Here is a 17,231-nt window from a genome sequence, read left to right as displayed (position 1 = left end):
TGCGGGCGAAGGCTCAGCCCGGTCTTACCTGCACCAGCAGCAGGCGCCAGCCAGAACCAAACCCCTCCAGCGTCACCACATCGCCGGCCCGAGCGGCCAGCAAGCGGGCACCCAGCGGTGAGAAGATCGAGATCTCCTGTGCCCCGCGACTGCGCTCGCACAGGCGCAAGTTGAACAGGGTCTGGCTGGTCAGGTCGAGCAGCAAAAGATAGCTGCCGGGTCGAGCCAGGTCAGGGCTGGCATCACGCTCCAGCCGTTCCAGCCGACCAATCACACTGGCCAGCTCCTGCGGCCCGGTCAGATACCAGGCCCCACGATCGCGCAGCAGCGCGCGCAGGCGCGGATGTGCGCCAACAGCAACAGACGTCATGTCTGCAGTCTCCAGCAAGGGAAAAAGGGAAAAGGGAAAACCGATAACGGCAGCCGGGCGCGGACGAACCGCCCCGGCTCAGATCAGGAAGACGACAGCAGGGGTGCTGACAATGAAGGGCACGCGCACAGCTCCACTAGAAGAAACAACAGTAGGCATACCATACGCCAGCGGCAATTAAAGGCAAGCCGTGGTGCCGGCTCAGCGGCCAAACCCGGCCTTGTAGCGCGCCGGCGTCTCGCCCTGCCAGCGGCGGAACGCACGGACAAAGGCGTTCTCGTCGGAAAAGCCCAGCTGCTCGGCAATCTGCGCCACGCCCAGGCGGCCCTGCTGCAAGGCCTGACAGGCCATCTCCTGCAGCACCGATTCGCGCAGGATCTTGAACGACAGCCCTTCCTCAGCCAGCTTGCGGTTGAGGTGGCGGCCGCTCAGACCCAACTGCTCGGCAATCCGCTCCTTGCCCCAGCGCGGCTGACTGCGCACCTGCGCCTGCACCTCGGCGGCCAGACTGTGCTGGCCGAGGCTGGCGAGGGTCTGGTCGGCGAGCTGGCGCAGGTGATCGCGCAGGGCACTGTTGGCCTGAATCTGCGGCAGCTCGAGCTGATCGGCAGAGAACGTGATGCGATTGAAGCCCGCCTCGAAGTGCAGCGGGCAGTCGATCAACGCGCGGTAGTCTTCCAGCGGCGCCAGCGGGGCGTGGGCCAGCCAGATACCGCTCGGGGTGAATCGGCCGCCGGTCGCCCAGCGCGTGAGATTCAGCTGGCCGGCCAGCACCGCCTCAACCCGTTCGGCTTGCCGCACCTTGAGCTGCGGCAGGTAGTCGATGGCCATCTCATCGCCGTCACGCAGCAGCTGAAACTCGCCACCGGCGCCGATCAGCGGCGCATACTCAACCTGCTCGGCCAGCGCTTCACCAAGGGTCTCGCAGGTCACCAGCAGCATGCCGGCGCTGTCGAGATGGCCGACCTGGATGTCCAGCCCCAGCCGCAGACCGGCCAGTGGATCGGCAGCCAGCTCGCAGTAGCACTCCCACAGCTCATCCTGCACCGCCAGCGGGATACGCTCGTTACCCTGCAGCCGCGCAATCAGGTCGGCGGGCAGGGTAATACCCTGGCGCTGGGCGGACTGCAGCAGGGCCTGGGCGTAGAGGGGAGTAACGCTGTGATCGACGCTCGACATGGCTTGAATTGCCGGATTCCTGTCCCGTTTTGTCCGATACCGCCGCAGGGCGTTTGGCTAGACTCGTGATCATACCCTGCCGCCGTCCGGATGTAACATGCGCAGAGCAGGGCCCATAACAACGACAAGAACAAATGAGGTATCCCCATGTACGCTGTCATCGGCGCCGGCCCTATGGGTCTGGCCACTGCCCGCAACCTGCAGAAGCTGGACATTCCCTTCATCGGCCTTGAGCTGCACAGCGACGTTGGCGGGCTGTGGGACATCGACAATCCGCACAGCACCATGTACGACAGCGCGCACCTGATCTCCTCCAAGCGGATGACCGAGTTCGCCGAATTCCCGATGGAAGACAGCGTCGCGCTGTACCCGCACCACAGCGAGATGAAGCGCTACTTCCAGGCCTATGCCAGGCACTTTGATCTGTACCGTCATTACGAATTCAACACCCGGGTGCTCAGCGTGACCCGCGACGGTACCTTCTGGACCATTGTTACCGAGCGCGACGGCCAGGAGCAGAGCCGCCGCTTCGAAGGTCTGCTGATCGCCAACGGCACCCTGCACACGCCGAACCGGCCGAGCCTGCCTGGCCGCTTCGACGGCCAGATCATGCACTCGGCCGAGTACCGCAGCGCCGAAGTGTTCAAGGGCAAGCGGGTGCTGATCGTCGGCTGCGGCAACTCCGGCGCCGACATCGCGGTCGATGCGGTGCACCACGCCAAATCAGTCGATATGAGCCTGCGCCGTGGCTATTACTTCCTGCCCAAATTCATCAAGGGCAAGCCGACCGATACCCTCAGCGCCGGCCGCAAGTTCAAGCTGCCACGCCCGCTGAAGCAGCGCATGGACGCTGCCCTGATCCGCTTCATCATGGGCAAGCCCTCGGACTACGGGCTGCCCGATCCGGACTACCGCATGTACGAGTCGCACCCGGTGGTCAACTCGCTGATCCTGCATCACCTGGGTCATGGCGATATCCACGCCCGCCGCGACATTCAGGGCATGGACGGCAACCGGGTTGATTTTGTCGACGGCGAAAGCGCCGAATACGACCTGATTCTGCTGGCCACCGGGTATCAGCTGGATTACCCGTTCATCAAGCGCGAGCACCTGAACTGGCCGGCGGCGCTGGATGCACCGCAGCTGTACCTGAACGTGTTCCACCCCGAGTACGACAACCTGTTCATGATGGGCATGATCGAGGCCGCCGGACTCGGCTGGGAAGGCCGCAACCTGCAGGCCAGGCTGACCGCGCTGTATATTCACCGGCACCGTCAGGGCAGCGCCCAGGCGGCCAGCTTTGCCGCCACCAAACGGCAGAAGGCGACCACCAATCTGGACGGTGGCTACGACTACATCAAGCTCGCGCGCATGGCCTACTACGTCAACAAGGATGCCTATCTGGACGCCCTGCACCAGCACATCACCGAGCTGGAGGCCGGTCTTGAGCAGGCCGCACCGCAGCCGGTGCCGGCGACATGAGCGGCGCGCTGCCGATCCAGTTCGACCCGGCCAGCCTGATCACCCTCAACCTGATCATGGCGGCGATGATGTTCGGCGTGTCGCTGAGCCTGACGCTGGATGACTTCAAGCGCATCCTCAAGGCGCCGGTGGCGCCGGTAGCCGGGCTGATTGCGCAGTTTCTGCTGCTGCCGGCCGCTACCTGCCTGTTCACCTGGCTGCTGAACATCGATCCGGAACTGGCGCTGGGCATGATCCTGGTCGCCTCCTGCCCGGGTGGCAGTTTCTCCAACGTCATGACCTGGCTGGGCCGCGGCAATGTCGCCGTTTCCGTCAGCATGACGGCGGTTTCCAGTCTGGCCGCGACGGTGCTGACGCCGCTCAACTTTGCCTTCTATGGCTGGCTCAACCCGCACACCCGCGAGTACCTGACCCAGATCAGCCTCGACCCGACCGGCATTCTGGTCATCGTGCTGCTGGTACTGGCCCTGCCATTGCTGCTTGGCATGGTCAGCGGCAAGCGCTGGCCGGCGCTGGTGACGCGCAGCGAAAAGCCCCTGCGGGTGATCTCGCTGCTGGTGTTCCTCGGTTTTGTCGCCATCGCCTTTACCAACAACTTCGATCTGTTTATCGAACGCTTCCACAGCTTCTTCTGGCTGGTGGTCGCCCACAACCTGCTGGCGCTGACCCTGGGCTACGGCATGGCAAGGCTGCTGCGCCTGCCGCTGGCTGACCGCCGCGCGGTGACCATGGAAGTGGGCATCCAGAACTCCGGCCTGGGGCTGGTGATCCTCTTCACTTTCTTCCCCGACGCCGGCGGCATGATGCTGATCACGGCCTTCTGGGGCGTCTGGCATCTGGTCTCCGGGCTGACCCTGTCGCAGCTGTGGGCACGTCAGAGCCGCCGCACCGAACGCCACGAACAACAACAAGAAGCCGCTCGCCGCGGCGTATCGCAGAGCCTGTAACCATGAGCAAACGCATTCTGATCACCGGCGCCGCCGGCTATATCGGTCATCAACTTGGCAACCGCCTGGCCAGGGACTTTTACGTCATCGGCACCGACATCCGCAGCCGTGACGATCTGGATTTTCCGCTGCAGGTCATGGACATCCGCGACACCGGCCTGGTCGATCTGCTCAAACGCGAGCAGATCACCCACGTGGTGCATCTGGCGTCTATCCTGCAGGCCTCGAAGGACCGCGAACGCGACTTCGACATCGACGTCAACGGCACCCGCAACGTACTCAAGGCCTGCGTGGAGGCTGGGGTGCAGCATCTGACCGTGACCAGTTCCGGCGCAGCCTACGGCTACTACCCTGATAACCCGGCCTGGATTGACGAACAGGACGCCATCCGCGGCAACCGCGAGTTCGCCTACTCCGATCACAAGCGCCAGATCGAGGAACTGCTGGCAGAGTACCGCCGCGAACATCCGGCTCTGGCGCAACTGATCTTCCGCCCGGGCACCGTGCTCGGCAGCGAAACCCGCAACCAGATCACCAATCTGTTCGAAGCCAGGCGCGTGCTGGCCATCAAGGGCAGCGACTCGCCCTTCGTCTTCATCTGGGATCAGGACGTACTGGCGGCGATGGAGATGGGCATCCGTGACGACCGCCAGGGCATCTTCAACATGGCCGGCGACGGCGCCCTGACCATGCGCGAAATCGCCCGGAAGCTGAACAAACCGCTGCTGACCGTCTCACCGTGGATTCTGAAAAGCGCGCTGCAGGTCGCCAAATGGCTCGGCAAACCCACCGGCCCGGAGCAGATCAACTTCCTGCGCTACCGCCCGGTGCTGAGCAACCGGCGGCTGAAGGAGGAGTTTGGGTATCAGTTGCAGAAGACGTCGGCGGAGACCTTCGACTACTTCATTGAGCAGCGCGGCCTGAGGCAGTAATAGCTGCAAGCCACAAGCTTCAAGCGATAAGCGAAAACCACTCAGCGCGCCCGGCAGTGAGGCGCTAACCCCAAATGCAAAGGATGCAGCGGCCCGCTTGAGGCTTACAGCTTGAAGCTTGCCGCTGCGACCAAAGGGAGCCCCCCATGAAGGTTATTTTAATCACCGGCGCCGCCTCCGGCCTCGGCTGGGCGATGGCCAAGCGCTGGTTCGACGCCGGTCACAGCCTGGTGCTGGCCGACGTCAACGAGGCGCTGCTCAAGCAGCGTGAAGAGGAACTGAACGCGCCCACACGGGTGCTCTCCGTGACCGCCGATATCACCAGCGCCGACGACATTCAGCGGCTGATCAAGGCCACCAGCGACCACTTCGGTCGCCTTGATCGACTGGTCAACAACGCCGGCATCACCCACCGCTCACCAGCGCATCAGACCGATCCGGCGGTGTTCCGCAGGGTCATGGCGGTGGACTGGCAGGGTCCGGTTGAGCTGACCATGGCTGCGCTGCCACTGCTGCGCGCCAGTGAAGGCGAGATTCTCTGCATCGGTTCAATGGCCGGCTGGATGCCGGTACCGGGGCGCGCCGCCTATTGCGCTGCCAAGGGCGCGCTGACCCAGTTCTTCGAGGTGCTGCGACTGGAGCTGGAGCGCGACAACATCCACGTGCTGATGGTCTACCCGAGCTTTCTCGACACCCCGATCGAGCACAATGCCCTGGGCAAGGACGGCAAACCCGCCAGCCACGCGCGCTCCATGGTCGGCGGCATGCGCACCCCGGAATGGATGGTCGGCCTGATTGACGAAGCCCTGGTAAAACGGCACCGTTGGCTGCTGCCCGAACCGGTTTCCCGCTTCGGCAGCCTGCTCTGGCGTTTTGCCCCGGCGCTGTATCTGCGCCAGGTGCGCAAGCGCTTTGCCGGTGAGCTGGGCTAATCCTCCACTACAAGAAAACACCATGTCCCTCGACACCCTGCTGCTCAATCCCTGGCTATGGCTGGGGCTGTTTATCCTGCTGGCCTACACCATCGAAGCCATCACCGGCTTCGGCAGTATCGTCATTGCCCTGTCGCTCGGCGCATTGCTGTTGCCGATTCCGGCCATGCTGCCGGTACTGGTGCCGCTCAATATCTGCATGAGCGGCTATCTGGCCTGGCGCAACCGCCAGCACATTCACTGGCCGACCCTGCTCAAACTGATCCTGCCGCTGATGCTGATCGGTATGCTGCTCGGTTACGGACTGCGGCCGTGGCTCAGCGGCGAGCTGCTCAAGGCACTGTTCGGTGTGCTGGTGCTGTGGTTTGCCGGTCGTGAGCTGCTACGCATGTTCCGTGGTCATATCAGCCCGCCGCACCCGAGCTGGCTGAGCCGCAGCCTGACCCTCGGCGCCGGCCTGACCCACGGCCTGTTCGCCTCCGGCGGCCCGCTGCTGGTCTACGCGCTGGCCGGCACCCGACTGGACAAGAGCCAGCTGCGCGCCACCCTGATCAGCGTCTGGTTCACCCTCAACAGCAGCATGACCGTGCTGTTCCTGCTCGACGGCAGCCTGCTGCCCAACCTGCCACGCATCGCCAGCTACCTGCCGCTGCTGGTGATCGGCGTCATCCTCGGCGAAGTCCTCCATCACCGCCTGAACGAACAGCGCTTTCGGCAGGTGGTATACGGGCTGCTGGTGGTGACCGGCGTGTTGTTGCTGGGCAAGGCGGTGCTCTGACGGGCCAACGCGGCACGGTAGGGTGGAGTAAGCCAGCGGCGTCTCCACCAACAATGCGCTACGCTCGTTTCCGCCGTCCACGCCCCAAACATAGCCGATATTCGGCTCACTTAATGAGCCGAATACGCAAGTTAATCGGCTCATCGCAGTCCGGGCCTCCGTGCCCCATGGCTTTCGCCCTGCCGCAACTCATCGACTACACTTCTTACTCTGCAGCAGCCCTGCAGAGACGTAACGCCAAAAAGGACGTAATAGCCACGCAAAGGAGAAGGATCATGGCCGTGAAGCACACCCCTACTGGTATCGTTCATTCGGGCAGCAAAGGCGGTAGAACCGGGTGCGGATTTAACACCCGAGAGAATGCACATCACTGGGTACAATCCTCCGAGCGCATTACCTGCGACAAGAACGGCTGCAAAAACTGACGCCGCCACCCGCGAGGTTGTCGGGGCAGTTCATGCCATCGCCCTGCTCGCACCTTCGGTTCTCGACAGACGCCATGATCCAGGCCCTCAACCACATCACGATTACTGTCCGCGACCTCGGCACATCGATCACTTTCTACCGCGACCTGCTGGGCATGCAGTTGCATGTCAGTTGGGATAAAGGCGCCTACCTTAGTGCAGGTGAACTGTGGTTCTGCCTGAATCTTGGGCAGCCAAAACCCGCTGCGGACTACAGCCATATCGCCTTCTCAATGCAGGTAGACGCATTGGCTGCGCTGCGCGCACGCTTGCCGGACCTGGCCGTGCAGCAATGGCAAAAGAACAGCAGCGAGGGCGACTCGCTCTATCTGCTGGCCCCAGACGGGCACAAGCTCGAACTGCACTGCGGTTCACTAGAGTCACGATTAAGGGCACTTGAAAAAGCTCCTTACCGCGGCCTGAGGTGGCACTCAAACCCGCCACGCAGCTGATCGACAGCACCATAACCCAGACACAAAAAACCCCGCGCCAGCGCGCGGGGCGGTTCCCTTCAGCCGGGCTTACATGCTGCCGAGCACGGCGATATCGACAATCCCGTCTGCCAGACCGGCGACCTCGCCCAGCGTGGTCGGTGTGCCAGTTGCCAGATCAACCGTGTGCAGGGTCTTGCCGGTCAGCACGTAGGCGGTGTTGTTGCCGCTGCCATTACTGACGATATCCATGGCGGCTCCATTGAGGCCCTTGGCGAGTTCGCCGACGGCCTGCTGGACACCGTCGTTCGGCGGGTTCTGCAGCATCAACATGCCGGTAGCCAGATCCACGGTGAACAGCTCGGTGGTTTCGGTGCCGGGGTAGGAATTGGTGTAGGCACCGGCGACGACCTGAGCGGTCTGCCCAGCGTAGGCACCTTCGGCGGCGTAGGCAACGCTGCCGTCGACCGCAACGTCGCCGTTATCAACATTGACGCGGAAGTTGGTGCCATCGGCAGCGAGCAGGCGCAGGCGATCAGCCTTGGGGTTGAAGTCAACGACCGCGGCGGCGTCACCGGGCAACGCGGACTTGAGTGTGGTGGCCGCGGTTGCCGCACCGTTGGCGGTGTTGATGGTGTAGATGCCGTCGCCGCCGCTGAGGGCGTAGAGCATGCCGTTGGCCGGGCGCACGTCGATACCGCGCAGGTCGCTGGCGCCGCTGACCATCATGCTGCCGGTGACACTCAGGCTGTCGATATCGACCTTGTGCAACATGCCGTCCTGACCCAGGGCGATCAGTTGTGCCGCGCTGGCGCCGCTGGCGGCCAGTACAAGGGAGCTGCTCAGAATCAGGGTATTGATTGTTTTCATCGGTGAATCCTCGCTTGCAGGTGGTGACGGAAAGCCCGTCTGTCGTGGTGCTTTTGCAAGACACCTGCAAGCTATACCCGCCACCACACACGCTGGATGTCAGCGCGCAAACCTTTTTTCTCCCTCAATTGCTGGCGGTCAGCACCGCCCGCCCGATATACAGCACCGGACCGGTCGGCCGATTGAGCGGCGAGCCGCCCTTGGGCTCCAGCGTCAGCTCGAACAGCTGGCCGGCCTGCACCGCGCCAATCTGCTCGGCGCTGAGGGTGACGCCCTTGCCCGGTTCGATCAAACCGAGCGAGCGCGGGCCGTCCTTGGGATCGATCAGGGTCCAGAACTGCACGCTGTTGTCCGGTGGAATCTGATCGGCCACCAGCGATTCGAGGTGCAAGGTGCCGCTGGCGTCCACGGTGATCACCCATCCCGGCCGCGCACTTTCGCCCGGCACCTGCAGCACGGCGGTGTAACTGGGGCCAGAGGCGCTGTCACGCAGCACGCCTGGCAGCCAGCTGAGCAGCACCAGCAGGGCGAGGCCGGCGCTGGTCAGGCGCCAGAGGCCGAGGCTGTTCCACCAACGGGCCAGGCTGCTATCCGCCTGATCGACTGACGACTGCCAGCCAAGGCTTTGCTGCAGGCGTTGCCAGAGTGCCGGTGAGGGCGTTTGCGCGGGCAGGGCATCAGCCAGATCAAGCAGATGACGCTCCCATTCCAGCGCCATACTGGCGGCATCACGGTCATGCTCGATCAGTTCGCGGACTTCTGTGGCCTCGGGCTCCTCCAGCAAGCCCAGGACGTATTCGCCGATCAGAGCACGGCGCTGCTCGGGCGCTTGCGGAATCATGGCTGCAGACACTCCTGTAGTGCGCGCAATCCGGCGCGGATTCGGCCCTTGATGGTGCCCAGCGGCGCGCTCAGACGCGCAGCAATCTGGTCATGGGTCAGGCCCCGGTAGAACGCAAGCAAAATCGGATGGCGACGCGGGCGCTCCAGCAGCCGCAGGCAGTCCCGCAGCTGGCGCGCAGAAGAACGCGCATCGGCCAGTTCTTCGGCCTGAGCTGTCTCGTCCGCCATGTCGTTGATAAAGCCGTCATTGGATGCCACCAGCTGCTTGCGGCCGCGCAGCTGGTTGAGCGCGCGGTAACGCAGGATGCTGTAGATCCAGGCCCGGCCGGAGCCCAGGCTGCGATCGAAGCGGTCGGCATTGACCCAGACTTTGAGCAGCGCATCGTGCAGGCAATCTTCCGCCTGATCGCGCCGCCCCAGCAGGGTGATCGCCAAGCCCAGCAACTGACCTGCTTCCTGCTGATACAAGCGCTTGAACGCCGCGCGGTCGCCGCCGGCGCATGCTTCAAGAGTACCTTCATAATCGAATTCGCTGCCCGACATGCGCTGTTCCTGTATGCGATCACCCTTTGCCTTGCTGAAGGCTATACCGCTGAGCACAACCTGCAGATGTCCAGGCCGAGAAAAACCAGCTTTTTAATGAGCAATTGTTTCGGCGCCAAGCGACCCACGGCACCATCACGCCACTGATTGCCCATCAATCAGCCCCACTGGCGGTTGGCTCCCAAGGCCGCCTTGCGGTGCTAACGTCGAACCATCCACAACACCAACAAGAGGATAGGCGCATGACACTGGCAGCAGGGCGGCAGGCGATTTTCATCACCGGGGCAGCGTCGGGCATGGGCCGCGAAACCGCGCGGCTGTTCCACGAAAAGGGCTGGTTTATCGGTGCCTTTGACCTGAATCTGGGCGGTCTGCAGGCGCTGCAGGCAGAACTCGGCGCCGACAACTGCGTGATCCAGACGCTGGATGTCAGCGACAAGGGTCAGTTTGACGCCGCGGTCGCTACCTTTGGCGAAGCCACCGGCGGGCGCATGGATATTCTGTTCAACAACGCCGGCATCGTCATGCGCGGCTTCTTCGACGAAATGCCGTTCGAGGATCAGCTGAAGATCATCAACGTCAACGTCATCGGCGTGCTTAACGGGACCCACAGCGCGCTGCCGCTGCTCAAGGCAACTCCGAATGCGCTGTGCTTCAACACCTCGTCTTCTTCCGCCACCATGGGCATGCCGCTGATTGCGGTCTACTCGGCCAGCAAGCACGCGGTAAAGGGCCTGACCGAGGCGCTGTCGAACGAGTTTCGCCGTTACGATATTCGCTGCGCCGACGCGCTGCCGGGGCTGATCCGGACCGGGATGCCCAGCGAGGAGATGATGGCGGCGGCGCCGGACAAGGGGCCATTCCGGCTGATTGAGGCCATTGAAGTAGCCAGGGCGGTGTGGGACAGCTACCACTCGGACCAGCTGCACTGGTACATCCCCGAGGAGCTGGCCGAGCTGGACAAGGCCGCCGGCAACAACCCGGAGCTGCTGCGCGACAAACTCGGTCGCCACATGCAGCCCTGAGCGACATATCAGCGCACCCCGCAGCCCAGACGCTTGCGAGCGCGGGCTGCAGAGGGGTAGCCTTGCAGCCTCTTTCCGACAACCACGAGTCTGCCCCAATGAAAACCCTGGTCTGGGATCTTCCCCTGCGTCTGTTTCACTGGCTGCTGGCACTGACCGTCACCGGCGCGCTGGTGACCATCAGCCTCGGCGGCAACTGGATCGAATGGCACGAGCGCTTCGGCATCGCGGTCGTCGGCCTGCTGGCCTTCCGTCTGGTCTGGGGCGTCTGTGGCTCGACCCACTCACGCTTTGCCAGCTTCTTTCCGACACCGGCTCGTATCAAGGCCTATCTGGGCGGCCGCTGGCAGGCACTGGGGCATAATCCGATCGGCGCGCTGTCGGTATTCGCGTTGCTGGGGCTGATGGCGTTTCAGGCAGTAACCGGGCTGTTCAGTAACGACGACGTGGCCTTCTATGGTCCGCTCAGCCGACTGGCTTCGAGCGACACCGGCAGCCTGCTCAGCGGCTGGCACCGTTCCACCGAAGAGCTGATCTACGCCCTGCTGGCGCTGCACATTCTCGCCATTGTGCTGTACCGCCTGCGCGGCAAGAACCTGGTTGGTCCGATGATTCACGGCAAGGCAGAGGTGCCGGCCAATCAGGTTGAACAGGTCAGGGGCGGCGGCTGGGTTGCGCTGATCATCACGCTGGTCATCGCCGGCGCAGCCATCTGGTTTGCCACCGGCACCTGGATTCCCGCACCGCCGCCGGCGCCCGCCGTGCCAGCCTGGTAAGCCCCGGGAAGGCCGATAACCGCCCGATCAAACAAAAACCCGCCAATTGGCGGGTTTTGTCGGCTAACCTGACGACTCAGTCCATCTTGTACTTGTCGTGGCAGGCCTTGCAGGTCTTGCCCACTTCGGCGAACGCCAGGCGAATTTCCGACTGGTCGCCGGTTGCCGCTTTCTCGGCCAGGGTGTTGGCGGCGGTACCCATGTTGCCGGCCAGTTGAGCCACATCCTGCATGTTTTCAAACAGCGACGGATCTGCACTGGTACGCACATCGCCGATGTCCTTCTCGGTACCCGGACCAAACAGCGCGCCGATGCCCGAGTTGGCAATCGCAGCAATGGTATTGGCAGCGGCTTCTACCTGCTGCTGGTTGTACTCGACGCTGCCATCAATGACCTGCGCCTTGATCTTGCCCATGTTCCAGGCCATGTAGCTGAAACCGGCCTGACGGGTTTCAATCTGCTTCTCGGGGTCCATCGCAGCGGCGGACAGGCTGGCAGCGAGCAGGGCGGAGCCCAGCAGGGTTGTCATCACGGTTTTCATACAAACTCCTTTTTTTACTGTTATGACGCTTCACTTTCCGCAGGTGTTGATCCCGAGCAGCGGATACAGCGGGCAGAAGCGAAAGACGCCGGTTGCCAGCGGCACCAACCCGATCCAGCCCCACAAACCGATGGTGCCGGTCAGGGTCAGGGCAATCAGCACGACTCCTGCGAGGATGCGAAGAACACGGTCAATAGTACCTACATTGGCTTTCATGGCTACTCTCCTGAGTGCTCTGGGGCGCGGTCTCTGACCTTGCCCAGGGTGTTGAAGGCGATATCCGTGCTGGGGAAAACCCCGGCGATCTGCTGCCGTATCCAGTCGGTGTGCTGCAGTTGATCCATGACCGGGCCCTTGACCTCCGCGAGGTGCAGACGAATGTCCCGCTCGCGCAGCCCTTCGGTCAGCTCGCTGAGCATGTCCAGCCCAGTGCTGTCGATGTGGTTGACCGCTGACAGAATCAGTAACACTTCTCTGGTATCAGGATAGTCGGCCAGCGCCTGTGAAATGGCCTGTTCGACCGCCTTGGTGTTGGCAAAAAAGATGTTTTCATCGATCCGCAGGGCCAGCAGGTGCGGTTCAATTTCAACCAGATGGCGTTTGGTATTGCGGAAGTAGTGGGTATCCGGCACCCGGCCGACCACTGCCACGTGGGGGCGACTGCCGCGCCAGAGCTGGGCGACGATGGCAAAACACACGCCCAGCACGATGCCCGCCTCGATCCCCAGCACCAGCACGCCAACGGCGGTGCTGAGCAGGGTCAGACCTTCGGCCCGGTCATAACGCCAGGCCCGGCGCAAGCTGGCCAGATCGACCAGCGGCACCACTGCAACCAGAATCACCGCCGCCAGCACAACCTGCGGCAACCAGGCAAACAGCGGCGCGATGCTGATCAGAATCAGACCAACCAGCAGCGCCGAGAAGACGCCGGCAAGCGGTGTATTGGCACCGGCCTCGATGTTGACACTGGAGCGGGAGAAGCCGCCACAGACGGCAAAGCCGCCGCTCAGACCGGCACCAATGTTGGCGGCACCCAGCCCGAGCAGTTCGCGATCCGGGTCGATGCTCTGGCGCTTGCGCCGCGCCAGTGACTGGGCGATCGAGACACTTTCGACAAAGCTGACCAGACTGATCAACGCCGCCGGCAGCAGCAATGAGCGCAGCGCCGACAGATCCGGCGTATTCCACACCAGCTCCGGCAGTCCGGCGGGAATCTCCCCGACTACCGGGACGCCCTTGCTGGGCAAATCGGCCAGCAGGGTAATCACCACACCCAGCACCACCACCAGAATCGGCGCCAGCTTGGCCAGCAGACTGGCGAGTGTCGCAGACAGGCCGAGCCCGCGCAGGTGACCAGCCAGCTTTCCGCGCGCATACAGCAACCAGCCGAGCGCGACCAACCCCATCGCCAGCACCAGTGAATTGCCGGTATTCCAGCTGCCCAGCAGATCAAGTGGGGAATCCGGCCAGCCACGCAGGCCGAGCAGCTTCGGCAACTGACTGAGCACAATCAGAATCGCCGCACCGCTGATAAAGCCGCTGATCACCGGATGGCTGAGAAAATTCGCCAGAAAACCGAGGCGCAGCAAGCCGAACCCCAGCAGCATCAGCCCCGACAGCAGCGCCAGCCAGATCGCCAACTGCAGGTAATCAGCGGAGCCAACCGTCGCAAGCGGCGCGAGCAGAGTGGCGGTCATCAAGCCGGTGACCGCCACCGGCCCGACCGACAGGGTCATACTGCTGCCCAGCAATGCATAACCGATCAGCGGCAAAATGCTGGCATACAAGCCGATCTGCACCGGCAACCCGGCGAGCATGGCGTAGGCCATGCTCTGCGGGATGATCATGATGCCAACCACCAGGCCGGCTGTCAGATCACCCGCCAGCCAGGCGCGCCGATAGTGGCGCATCCAGCCGAACAGCGCATTGCTGCCCGGCGGTTGCAGGCGCAGATCCTGACTCACGCCTTCACCTGGCGGTCATACAGGGCAAACAGCCACATGCCAAGCAGCATAGCGGCCACCAGCAGCAGTGCCTGCGGGATCAGGGCTGACGCTGCAACCAGAGCCGGGCCAGGGCAGAAACCTGCTACCCCCCAGCCGGCGCCGAACAGCAGACTGCCGAGCACCAGCCGACGGTCGATGGTGCGGCTGGTCGGCAACTGTGCCTGCTCACCGCGCAGGGTAGTACCACGACGCTGAATCCACTGCATGGGCACGAAGGCAACGCCAATCGCCCCCGCCATGACCAGCGCCAGCGAAGGGTCCCAGGCCCCCGCCAGATCGAGAAACCCAAGCACCTTGGCCGGATTGGCCATACCCGAAATCAGCAGGCCGAAACCGAACAGCAGGCCGCTGGCCAATGCAATCAGTCCACGCATGATTCAGACTCCCGGCAGATGACGCAGCACGAACACGGTGACAAAGCCCGCGCCCATAAAACTCAGAGTAGCGACCAGCGAGCGCGGCGACAGCCGCGACAGCCCGCAGACACCGTGACCGCTGGTACACCCCGAGCCCAGCCGCGAACCAAAGCCCACCAGCAGGCCGCCGACGATCAGCGCGAGCGGGCCAGCCTCCACCTGCACGCTGATCTCGCCTGCCACGGCCAGATAGATCCAGGGCGCCAGCAGTAACCCGAGCACAAACAGCAGCGCCTCGCCGTTACCCGCCTGCGGCGTCAGCAGCCGGCCGACCAACCCGCTGATACCGGCGATGCGGCCATTGAACAGCATCAGCAATGCCGCAGCTGCGCCGATCAAGGCACCACCCAGCAACGCCGACAACGGGGTAAACGCCGCCCAATCAATGTTCATCAGCTGTCTCCTCGGCGCAGTAAAGGCCGTACAGGGTATGCAGAATAGCCAGTGCCTCACGGCTGGCCACACGGTAGTAAACGAGTTTGCCCTCGCGGCGGGTATCCACCAGCCCCTCACGGCGCAGCACGGCCAGTTGCTGCGACAGGGTCGGCTGGACGATGCCCAGCAGCTCTTCAAGCTCACCAACATTGCGCTCACCATCGACCAGCTGACACAGCAGCAGCAAGCGGTCACGGTTGGCCAGCGCCTTGAGCAGCTGGTGGGCCTGATCAGCAGAGCTGCGCAGACGCTGGATATCGGATTGGTTATTCATGACAGCAGTACGATCTCTCGGAACATTCTATTGACTAACAATATATAAAAAAATAGATTGTTTGCAAGCACGCCAATCGAAAGGGAGCACCCGATGAGTGAAAACCGTGTAGAAGTCACCCTTGAGCAGCAGCAGGGCTATCGATTTGAAGCCCGCTTCAGCGGTGGCACGCCACCGCTGATCACCGACGAGCCGGCACCACTGGGTAATAACGAGGGCCCCAGCCCGGCCCAGCTGCTGGTTACCGCTATCGCCAACTGTCTGAGTGACAGTCTGATCTTCGCCCTGGCCAAATTCCGCCAGCCGAACGACGGCATCCGCACCGAGGCGGTCGGGCTGATCGGGCGCAACGAGGAGAACCGCATGCGCGTGGTCGGCGTGGAAGTAACCCTGCATCTGGGCCATCCGGCCAGCGCATTCGAGCGGCTGGAGCGGATTCTCGATCAATTCGAGCAATTCTGTACCGTGTCGCAGAGCGTTGCGGCAGCCTTGCCGATTCAGCTCACCGTGCTCGACAGCGACGGGGTCAAGCTCAAGGGCTGAACAGCTCGAAGCCGAGCAGCGTCTGCACCAGCGTGGCGTTGGCAATGTCGATAAAGAAGGCGCCGAGCAGCGGGATCACCAGATAGGCCTTGGGGCTGGGGCCGTAACGGCTGGTCAAGGCATCCATATTGGCGATGCCGACTGGCGTGGCGCCCAGCCCCATGCCGATAAACCCCGCGCTGATACAGGCCGCGTCGTAATTGCGGCCCAGCAGCGGGAAGACCAGAAACACGGTAAACAGGGTAATCACCACGGCCTGTATCAGCAGCATGATGCCGATCACTCCGAACGCGCCCTGCAATGACAGCAGCGGCAGGCTGATCAGGCTCATGCCGAGAAACAGCTGCAGGCTCAGATCGCCAACCAGTTGAATCGGCCTGGCATCGACCTCCACGCCCGCCATATCCAGCCCGTTGGCCAGCACAATGCCGAGGAACATGGCGGTCAGAAACGCCGGCAGCCGCAGGCCCAAGCCTGACAGCCAGTCGTAGACGCTGGCACCAAGGGCAAAACACAGCGCGATCAGCAGGACCGCAGTAAGCAGATGATCCAGGTCGATCAGGTACGTGGTCTTGCCGCGCCCTTCCAGATGCGGCAACTCGCTCTCCACCTCGGTGCTCACCAGCCCATGACGGCGAATCAGCCAGGCCGACACGGGCCCGCCCAGCAGACCACCGCTGATCAGGCCGGCGGTCGCCATCGCCAGCCCCAGGGTACTGGCGTCGGCCAGTTGGAAATGTTCCTCGAACAACTGCCCCCAGGTGAGCGCGGTGCCGTGGCCGCCGGCCAGCGAGATGCTGCCGCCAATCAGCCCGTACACGGGGCTTTCCCCCAGTCCCAGCGCCAGCAGCGTACCCACCAGGTTCTGACACAGCAGCAACACCACCGCCAACCCCAGCATGATCGCCAGCGCGCGCCCGCCGGCCAGCAACTGACGCAACCGCGACGAAAGCCCGATGGTGCTGAAGAAGGCGATCAGCAGCAGATCGCGCAGCTGCAGATCAAACTGAATCTCGCGATTACTGACCAACTGCAGCACCGCCACCAGCGCACTGATCGGTAGCCCGCCACTGACCGCCGCCGGGATGTTGTAACGGCTGAGCAGACTGACCCGCTGGTTGATCCAGTAGCCCAGCCACAAGGCAATCACCGTCAGCGCCAGCGTGGTTGGCGTGTTGATCAGCAGAGCAGTCTGTTCCATGACAGGTCTCGAGTTGGTGGCGTGGGGCAGCAGGGGATAAGCATATACGCAGGGGCGGGGAGGCGAGCAAACGCCATTTCCTTTCAGCTGGCTATTGGTGCGGCTGTAGTGGTCTACTAATCCCGGACACCAAGTTAGGCGGTAGAATCGCCATCAGCGAGGTGTTCAATGAGCAAACAACGTCGATCCTTTTCGGTCGAGTTCAAACATGATGCAGCGGCCTTGGTCGTCGACCAAGGCTAT

General features: G+C 63.1%; 19 protein-coding genes and 2 pseudogenes. 9 read left to right on the top strand and 12 right to left on the bottom strand.

The window, feature by feature from the left end; all coding sequences use genetic code 11:
• Positions 1-13: 13 nt before the first annotated feature.
• Positions 14-370, bottom strand: coding sequence for a GreA/GreB family elongation factor (locus AC13EY_RS01075; RefSeq protein WP_233048638.1), 357 nt, complete (start codon positions 368-370; stop codon positions 14-16).
• 201 nt (positions 371-571) lie between these two features.
• Positions 572-1,549 (bottom strand): AraC family transcriptional regulator, encoded by a 978-nt coding sequence (locus AC13EY_RS01070; RefSeq protein ID WP_482876545.1) that lies wholly within the window; start codon positions 1,547-1,549, stop codon positions 572-574.
• Positions 1,550-1,696: 147 nt separating this feature from the next.
• Between AC13EY_RS01070 and AC13EY_RS01065 the strand changes: the two genes are divergently transcribed.
• The 6 genes from AC13EY_RS01065 to fos all read left to right on the top strand — a co-directional run bounded on the left by AC13EY_RS01065 (position 1,697) and on the right by fos (position 7,536).
• A complete protein-coding gene (locus tag AC13EY_RS01065; protein ID WP_482876543.1) occupies positions 1,697-3,031 on the top strand; it encodes a flavin-containing monooxygenase in 1,335 nt (444 codons plus the stop codon).
• Positions 3,028-3,978, top strand: a complete 951-nt coding sequence (locus tag AC13EY_RS01060; RefSeq protein ID WP_482876541.1) for a bile acid:sodium symporter family protein — start codon at positions 3,028-3,030, stop codon at positions 3,976-3,978. Before AC13EY_RS01065 ends, AC13EY_RS01060 begins: the two co-directional genes overlap by 4 nt.
• A gap of 2 nt (positions 3,979-3,980) precedes the next feature.
• Positions 3,981-4,910 (top strand): SDR family oxidoreductase, encoded by a 930-nt coding sequence (locus AC13EY_RS01055; RefSeq protein ID WP_482876539.1) that lies wholly within the window; start codon positions 3,981-3,983, stop codon positions 4,908-4,910.
• A 146-nt stretch (positions 4,911-5,056) separates the two neighbouring features.
• Positions 5,057-5,842, top strand: coding sequence for an SDR family oxidoreductase (locus AC13EY_RS01050; RefSeq protein ID WP_482876537.1), 786 nt, complete (start codon positions 5,057-5,059; stop codon positions 5,840-5,842).
• 22 nt (positions 5,843-5,864) lie between these two features.
• Complete coding sequence (locus tag AC13EY_RS01045) at positions 5,865-6,620, top strand: sulfite exporter TauE/SafE family protein (RefSeq protein WP_269688331.1); 756 nt, start codon at positions 5,865-5,867, stop codon at positions 6,618-6,620.
• Between the two features lie 499 nt (positions 6,621-7,119).
• A complete protein-coding gene (gene fos, locus AC13EY_RS01040; RefSeq protein ID WP_269688332.1) occupies positions 7,120-7,536 on the top strand; it encodes a fosfomycin resistance glutathione transferase in 417 nt (138 codons plus the stop codon).
• A 69-nt stretch (positions 7,537-7,605) separates the two neighbouring features.
• Here the strand turns inward: fos and AC13EY_RS01035 are convergent, their stop codons facing one another.
• The 3 genes from AC13EY_RS01035 to AC13EY_RS01025 all read right to left on the bottom strand — a co-directional run bounded on the left by AC13EY_RS01035 (position 7,606) and on the right by AC13EY_RS01025 (position 9,771).
• Complete coding sequence (locus AC13EY_RS01035) at positions 7,606-8,385, bottom strand: DUF4394 domain-containing protein (RefSeq protein ID WP_269688333.1); 780 nt, start codon at positions 8,383-8,385, stop codon at positions 7,606-7,608.
• 124 nt (positions 8,386-8,509) lie between these two features.
• A complete protein-coding gene (locus AC13EY_RS01030; protein WP_269688334.1) occupies positions 8,510-9,226 on the bottom strand; it encodes an anti-sigma factor in 717 nt (238 codons plus the stop codon).
• The gene (locus tag AC13EY_RS01025; RefSeq protein ID WP_233048629.1) at positions 9,223-9,771 is read right to left on the bottom strand and encodes a sigma-70 family RNA polymerase sigma factor; all 549 of its coding nucleotides are present in this window, start codon (positions 9,769-9,771) and stop codon (positions 9,223-9,225) included. The genes AC13EY_RS01030 and AC13EY_RS01025 overlap by 4 nt, the downstream gene beginning before the upstream one ends.
• A 242-nt stretch (positions 9,772-10,013) precedes the next feature.
• Between AC13EY_RS01025 and AC13EY_RS01020 the strand changes: the two genes are divergently transcribed.
• Positions 10,014-10,796, top strand: coding sequence for an SDR family oxidoreductase (locus AC13EY_RS01020; protein ID WP_269688336.1), 783 nt, complete (start codon positions 10,014-10,016; stop codon positions 10,794-10,796).
• Positions 10,797-10,894: 98 nt separating this feature from the next.
• Positions 10,895-11,572, top strand: coding sequence for a cytochrome b/b6 domain-containing protein (locus AC13EY_RS01015; protein WP_233048627.1), 678 nt, complete (start codon positions 10,895-10,897; stop codon positions 11,570-11,572).
• 76 nt (positions 11,573-11,648) lie between these two features.
• Here the strand turns inward: AC13EY_RS01015 and AC13EY_RS01010 are convergent, their stop codons facing one another.
• The 6 genes and pseudogenes from AC13EY_RS01010 to AC13EY_RS00985 form a co-directional block, all read right to left on the bottom strand.
• On the bottom strand, positions 11,649-12,113 hold the full coding sequence (locus tag AC13EY_RS01010) for a c-type cytochrome (protein WP_269688337.1): 465 nt from the start codon (positions 12,111-12,113) through the stop codon (positions 11,649-11,651).
• A 30-nt stretch (positions 12,114-12,143) separates the two neighbouring features.
• On the bottom strand, positions 12,144-12,329 hold the full coding sequence (locus AC13EY_RS01005) for a YgaP family membrane protein (protein WP_233048625.1): 186 nt from the start codon (positions 12,327-12,329) through the stop codon (positions 12,144-12,146).
• 2 nt (positions 12,330-12,331) lie between these two features.
• Positions 12,332-14,077 carry a SulP family inorganic anion transporter gene (locus tag AC13EY_RS01000; protein ID WP_269688338.1) on the bottom strand — a complete coding sequence of 582 codons (1,746 nt, stop codon included), beginning with the start codon at positions 14,075-14,077 and terminating at the stop codon, positions 12,332-12,334.
• Positions 14,074-14,493: a DUF6691 family protein gene (locus tag AC13EY_RS00995; protein ID WP_269688339.1), complete on the bottom strand. Its 420-nt coding sequence runs from the start codon at positions 14,491-14,493 to the stop codon at positions 14,074-14,076. Before AC13EY_RS00995 ends, AC13EY_RS01000 begins: the two co-directional genes overlap by 4 nt.
• Before the next feature lie 105 nt (positions 14,494-14,598).
• Positions 14,599-15,081, bottom strand: a pseudogene (locus AC13EY_RS00990) (YeeE/YedE family protein); the annotation flags it as partial.
• Positions 14,987-15,244, bottom strand: a pseudogene (locus tag AC13EY_RS00985) (ArsR/SmtB family transcription factor); the annotation flags it as partial. The pseudogenes AC13EY_RS00985 and AC13EY_RS00990, both read right to left, overlap by 95 nt.
• A 93-nt stretch (positions 15,245-15,337) precedes the next feature.
• Between AC13EY_RS00985 and AC13EY_RS00980 the strand changes: the two are divergent.
• A complete protein-coding gene (locus AC13EY_RS00980; RefSeq protein ID WP_233048622.1) occupies positions 15,338-15,787 on the top strand; it encodes an OsmC family protein in 450 nt (149 codons plus the stop codon).
• Here the strand turns inward: AC13EY_RS00980 and gltS are convergent.
• Positions 15,777-16,988 (bottom strand): sodium/glutamate symporter, encoded by a 1,212-nt coding sequence (gltS, locus tag AC13EY_RS00975; protein WP_269688341.1) that lies wholly within the window; start codon positions 16,986-16,988, stop codon positions 15,777-15,779. The two genes, AC13EY_RS00980 and gltS, sit on opposite strands and share 11 nt — an antisense overlap.
• Positions 16,989-17,231 lie beyond the last annotated feature (243 nt).

The organism is Halopseudomonas sp. L-58 (assembly GCF_056859475.1).
This window is presented reverse-complemented; position numbering and strand designations above follow the sequence as displayed.

What these genes read in the sequence shown, in the direction of transcription:
- AC13EY_RS01050 (WP_482876537.1), top strand. Translation starts at nt 5,057, where the DNA reads ATGAAGGTTATTTTAATCACCGGCGCCGCCTCCGGCCTCGGCTGGGCG.
- AC13EY_RS01010 (WP_269688337.1), bottom strand. Translation starts at nt 12,113, where the DNA reads ATGAAAACCGTGATGACAACCCTGCTGGGCTCCGCCCTGCTCGCTGCC.
- AC13EY_RS00995 (WP_269688339.1), bottom strand. Translation starts at nt 14,493, where the DNA reads ATGCGTGGACTGATTGCATTGGCCAGCGGCCTGCTGTTCGGTTTCGGC.
- AC13EY_RS01035 (WP_269688333.1), bottom strand. Translation starts at nt 8,385, where the DNA reads ATGAAAACAATCAATACCCTGATTCTGAGCAGCTCCCTTGTACTGGCC.
- AC13EY_RS01055 (WP_482876539.1), top strand. Translation starts at nt 3,981, where the DNA reads ATGAGCAAACGCATTCTGATCACCGGCGCCGCCGGCTATATCGGTCAT.
- AC13EY_RS01030 (WP_269688334.1), bottom strand. Translation starts at nt 9,226, where the DNA reads ATGATTCCGCAAGCGCCCGAGCAGCGCCGTGCTCTGATCGGCGAATAC.
- AC13EY_RS01065 (WP_482876543.1), top strand. Translation starts at nt 1,697, where the DNA reads ATGTACGCTGTCATCGGCGCCGGCCCTATGGGTCTGGCCACTGCCCGC.
- AC13EY_RS01025 (WP_233048629.1), bottom strand. Translation starts at nt 9,771, where the DNA reads ATGTCGGGCAGCGAATTCGATTATGAAGGTACTCTTGAAGCATGCGCC.
- AC13EY_RS01075 (WP_233048638.1), bottom strand. Translation starts at nt 370, where the DNA reads ATGACGTCTGTTGCTGTTGGCGCACATCCGCGCCTGCGCGCGCTGCTG.
- AC13EY_RS01015 (WP_233048627.1), top strand. Translation starts at nt 10,895, where the DNA reads ATGAAAACCCTGGTCTGGGATCTTCCCCTGCGTCTGTTTCACTGGCTG.
- AC13EY_RS01060 (WP_482876541.1), top strand. Translation starts at nt 3,028, where the DNA reads ATGAGCGGCGCGCTGCCGATCCAGTTCGACCCGGCCAGCCTGATCACC.
- AC13EY_RS01045 (WP_269688331.1), top strand. Translation starts at nt 5,865, where the DNA reads ATGTCCCTCGACACCCTGCTGCTCAATCCCTGGCTATGGCTGGGGCTG.
- AC13EY_RS01005 (WP_233048625.1), bottom strand. Translation starts at nt 12,329, where the DNA reads ATGAAAGCCAATGTAGGTACTATTGACCGTGTTCTTCGCATCCTCGCA.
- AC13EY_RS00980 (WP_233048622.1), top strand. Translation starts at nt 15,338, where the DNA reads ATGAGTGAAAACCGTGTAGAAGTCACCCTTGAGCAGCAGCAGGGCTAT.
- AC13EY_RS01020 (WP_269688336.1), top strand. Translation starts at nt 10,014, where the DNA reads ATGACACTGGCAGCAGGGCGGCAGGCGATTTTCATCACCGGGGCAGCG.
- AC13EY_RS01070 (WP_482876545.1), bottom strand. Translation starts at nt 1,549, where the DNA reads ATGTCGAGCGTCGATCACAGCGTTACTCCCCTCTACGCCCAGGCCCTG.
- fos (WP_269688332.1), top strand. Translation starts at nt 7,120, where the DNA reads ATGATCCAGGCCCTCAACCACATCACGATTACTGTCCGCGACCTCGGC.
- gltS (WP_269688341.1), bottom strand. Translation starts at nt 16,988, where the DNA reads ATGGAACAGACTGCTCTGCTGATCAACACGCCAACCACGCTGGCGCTG.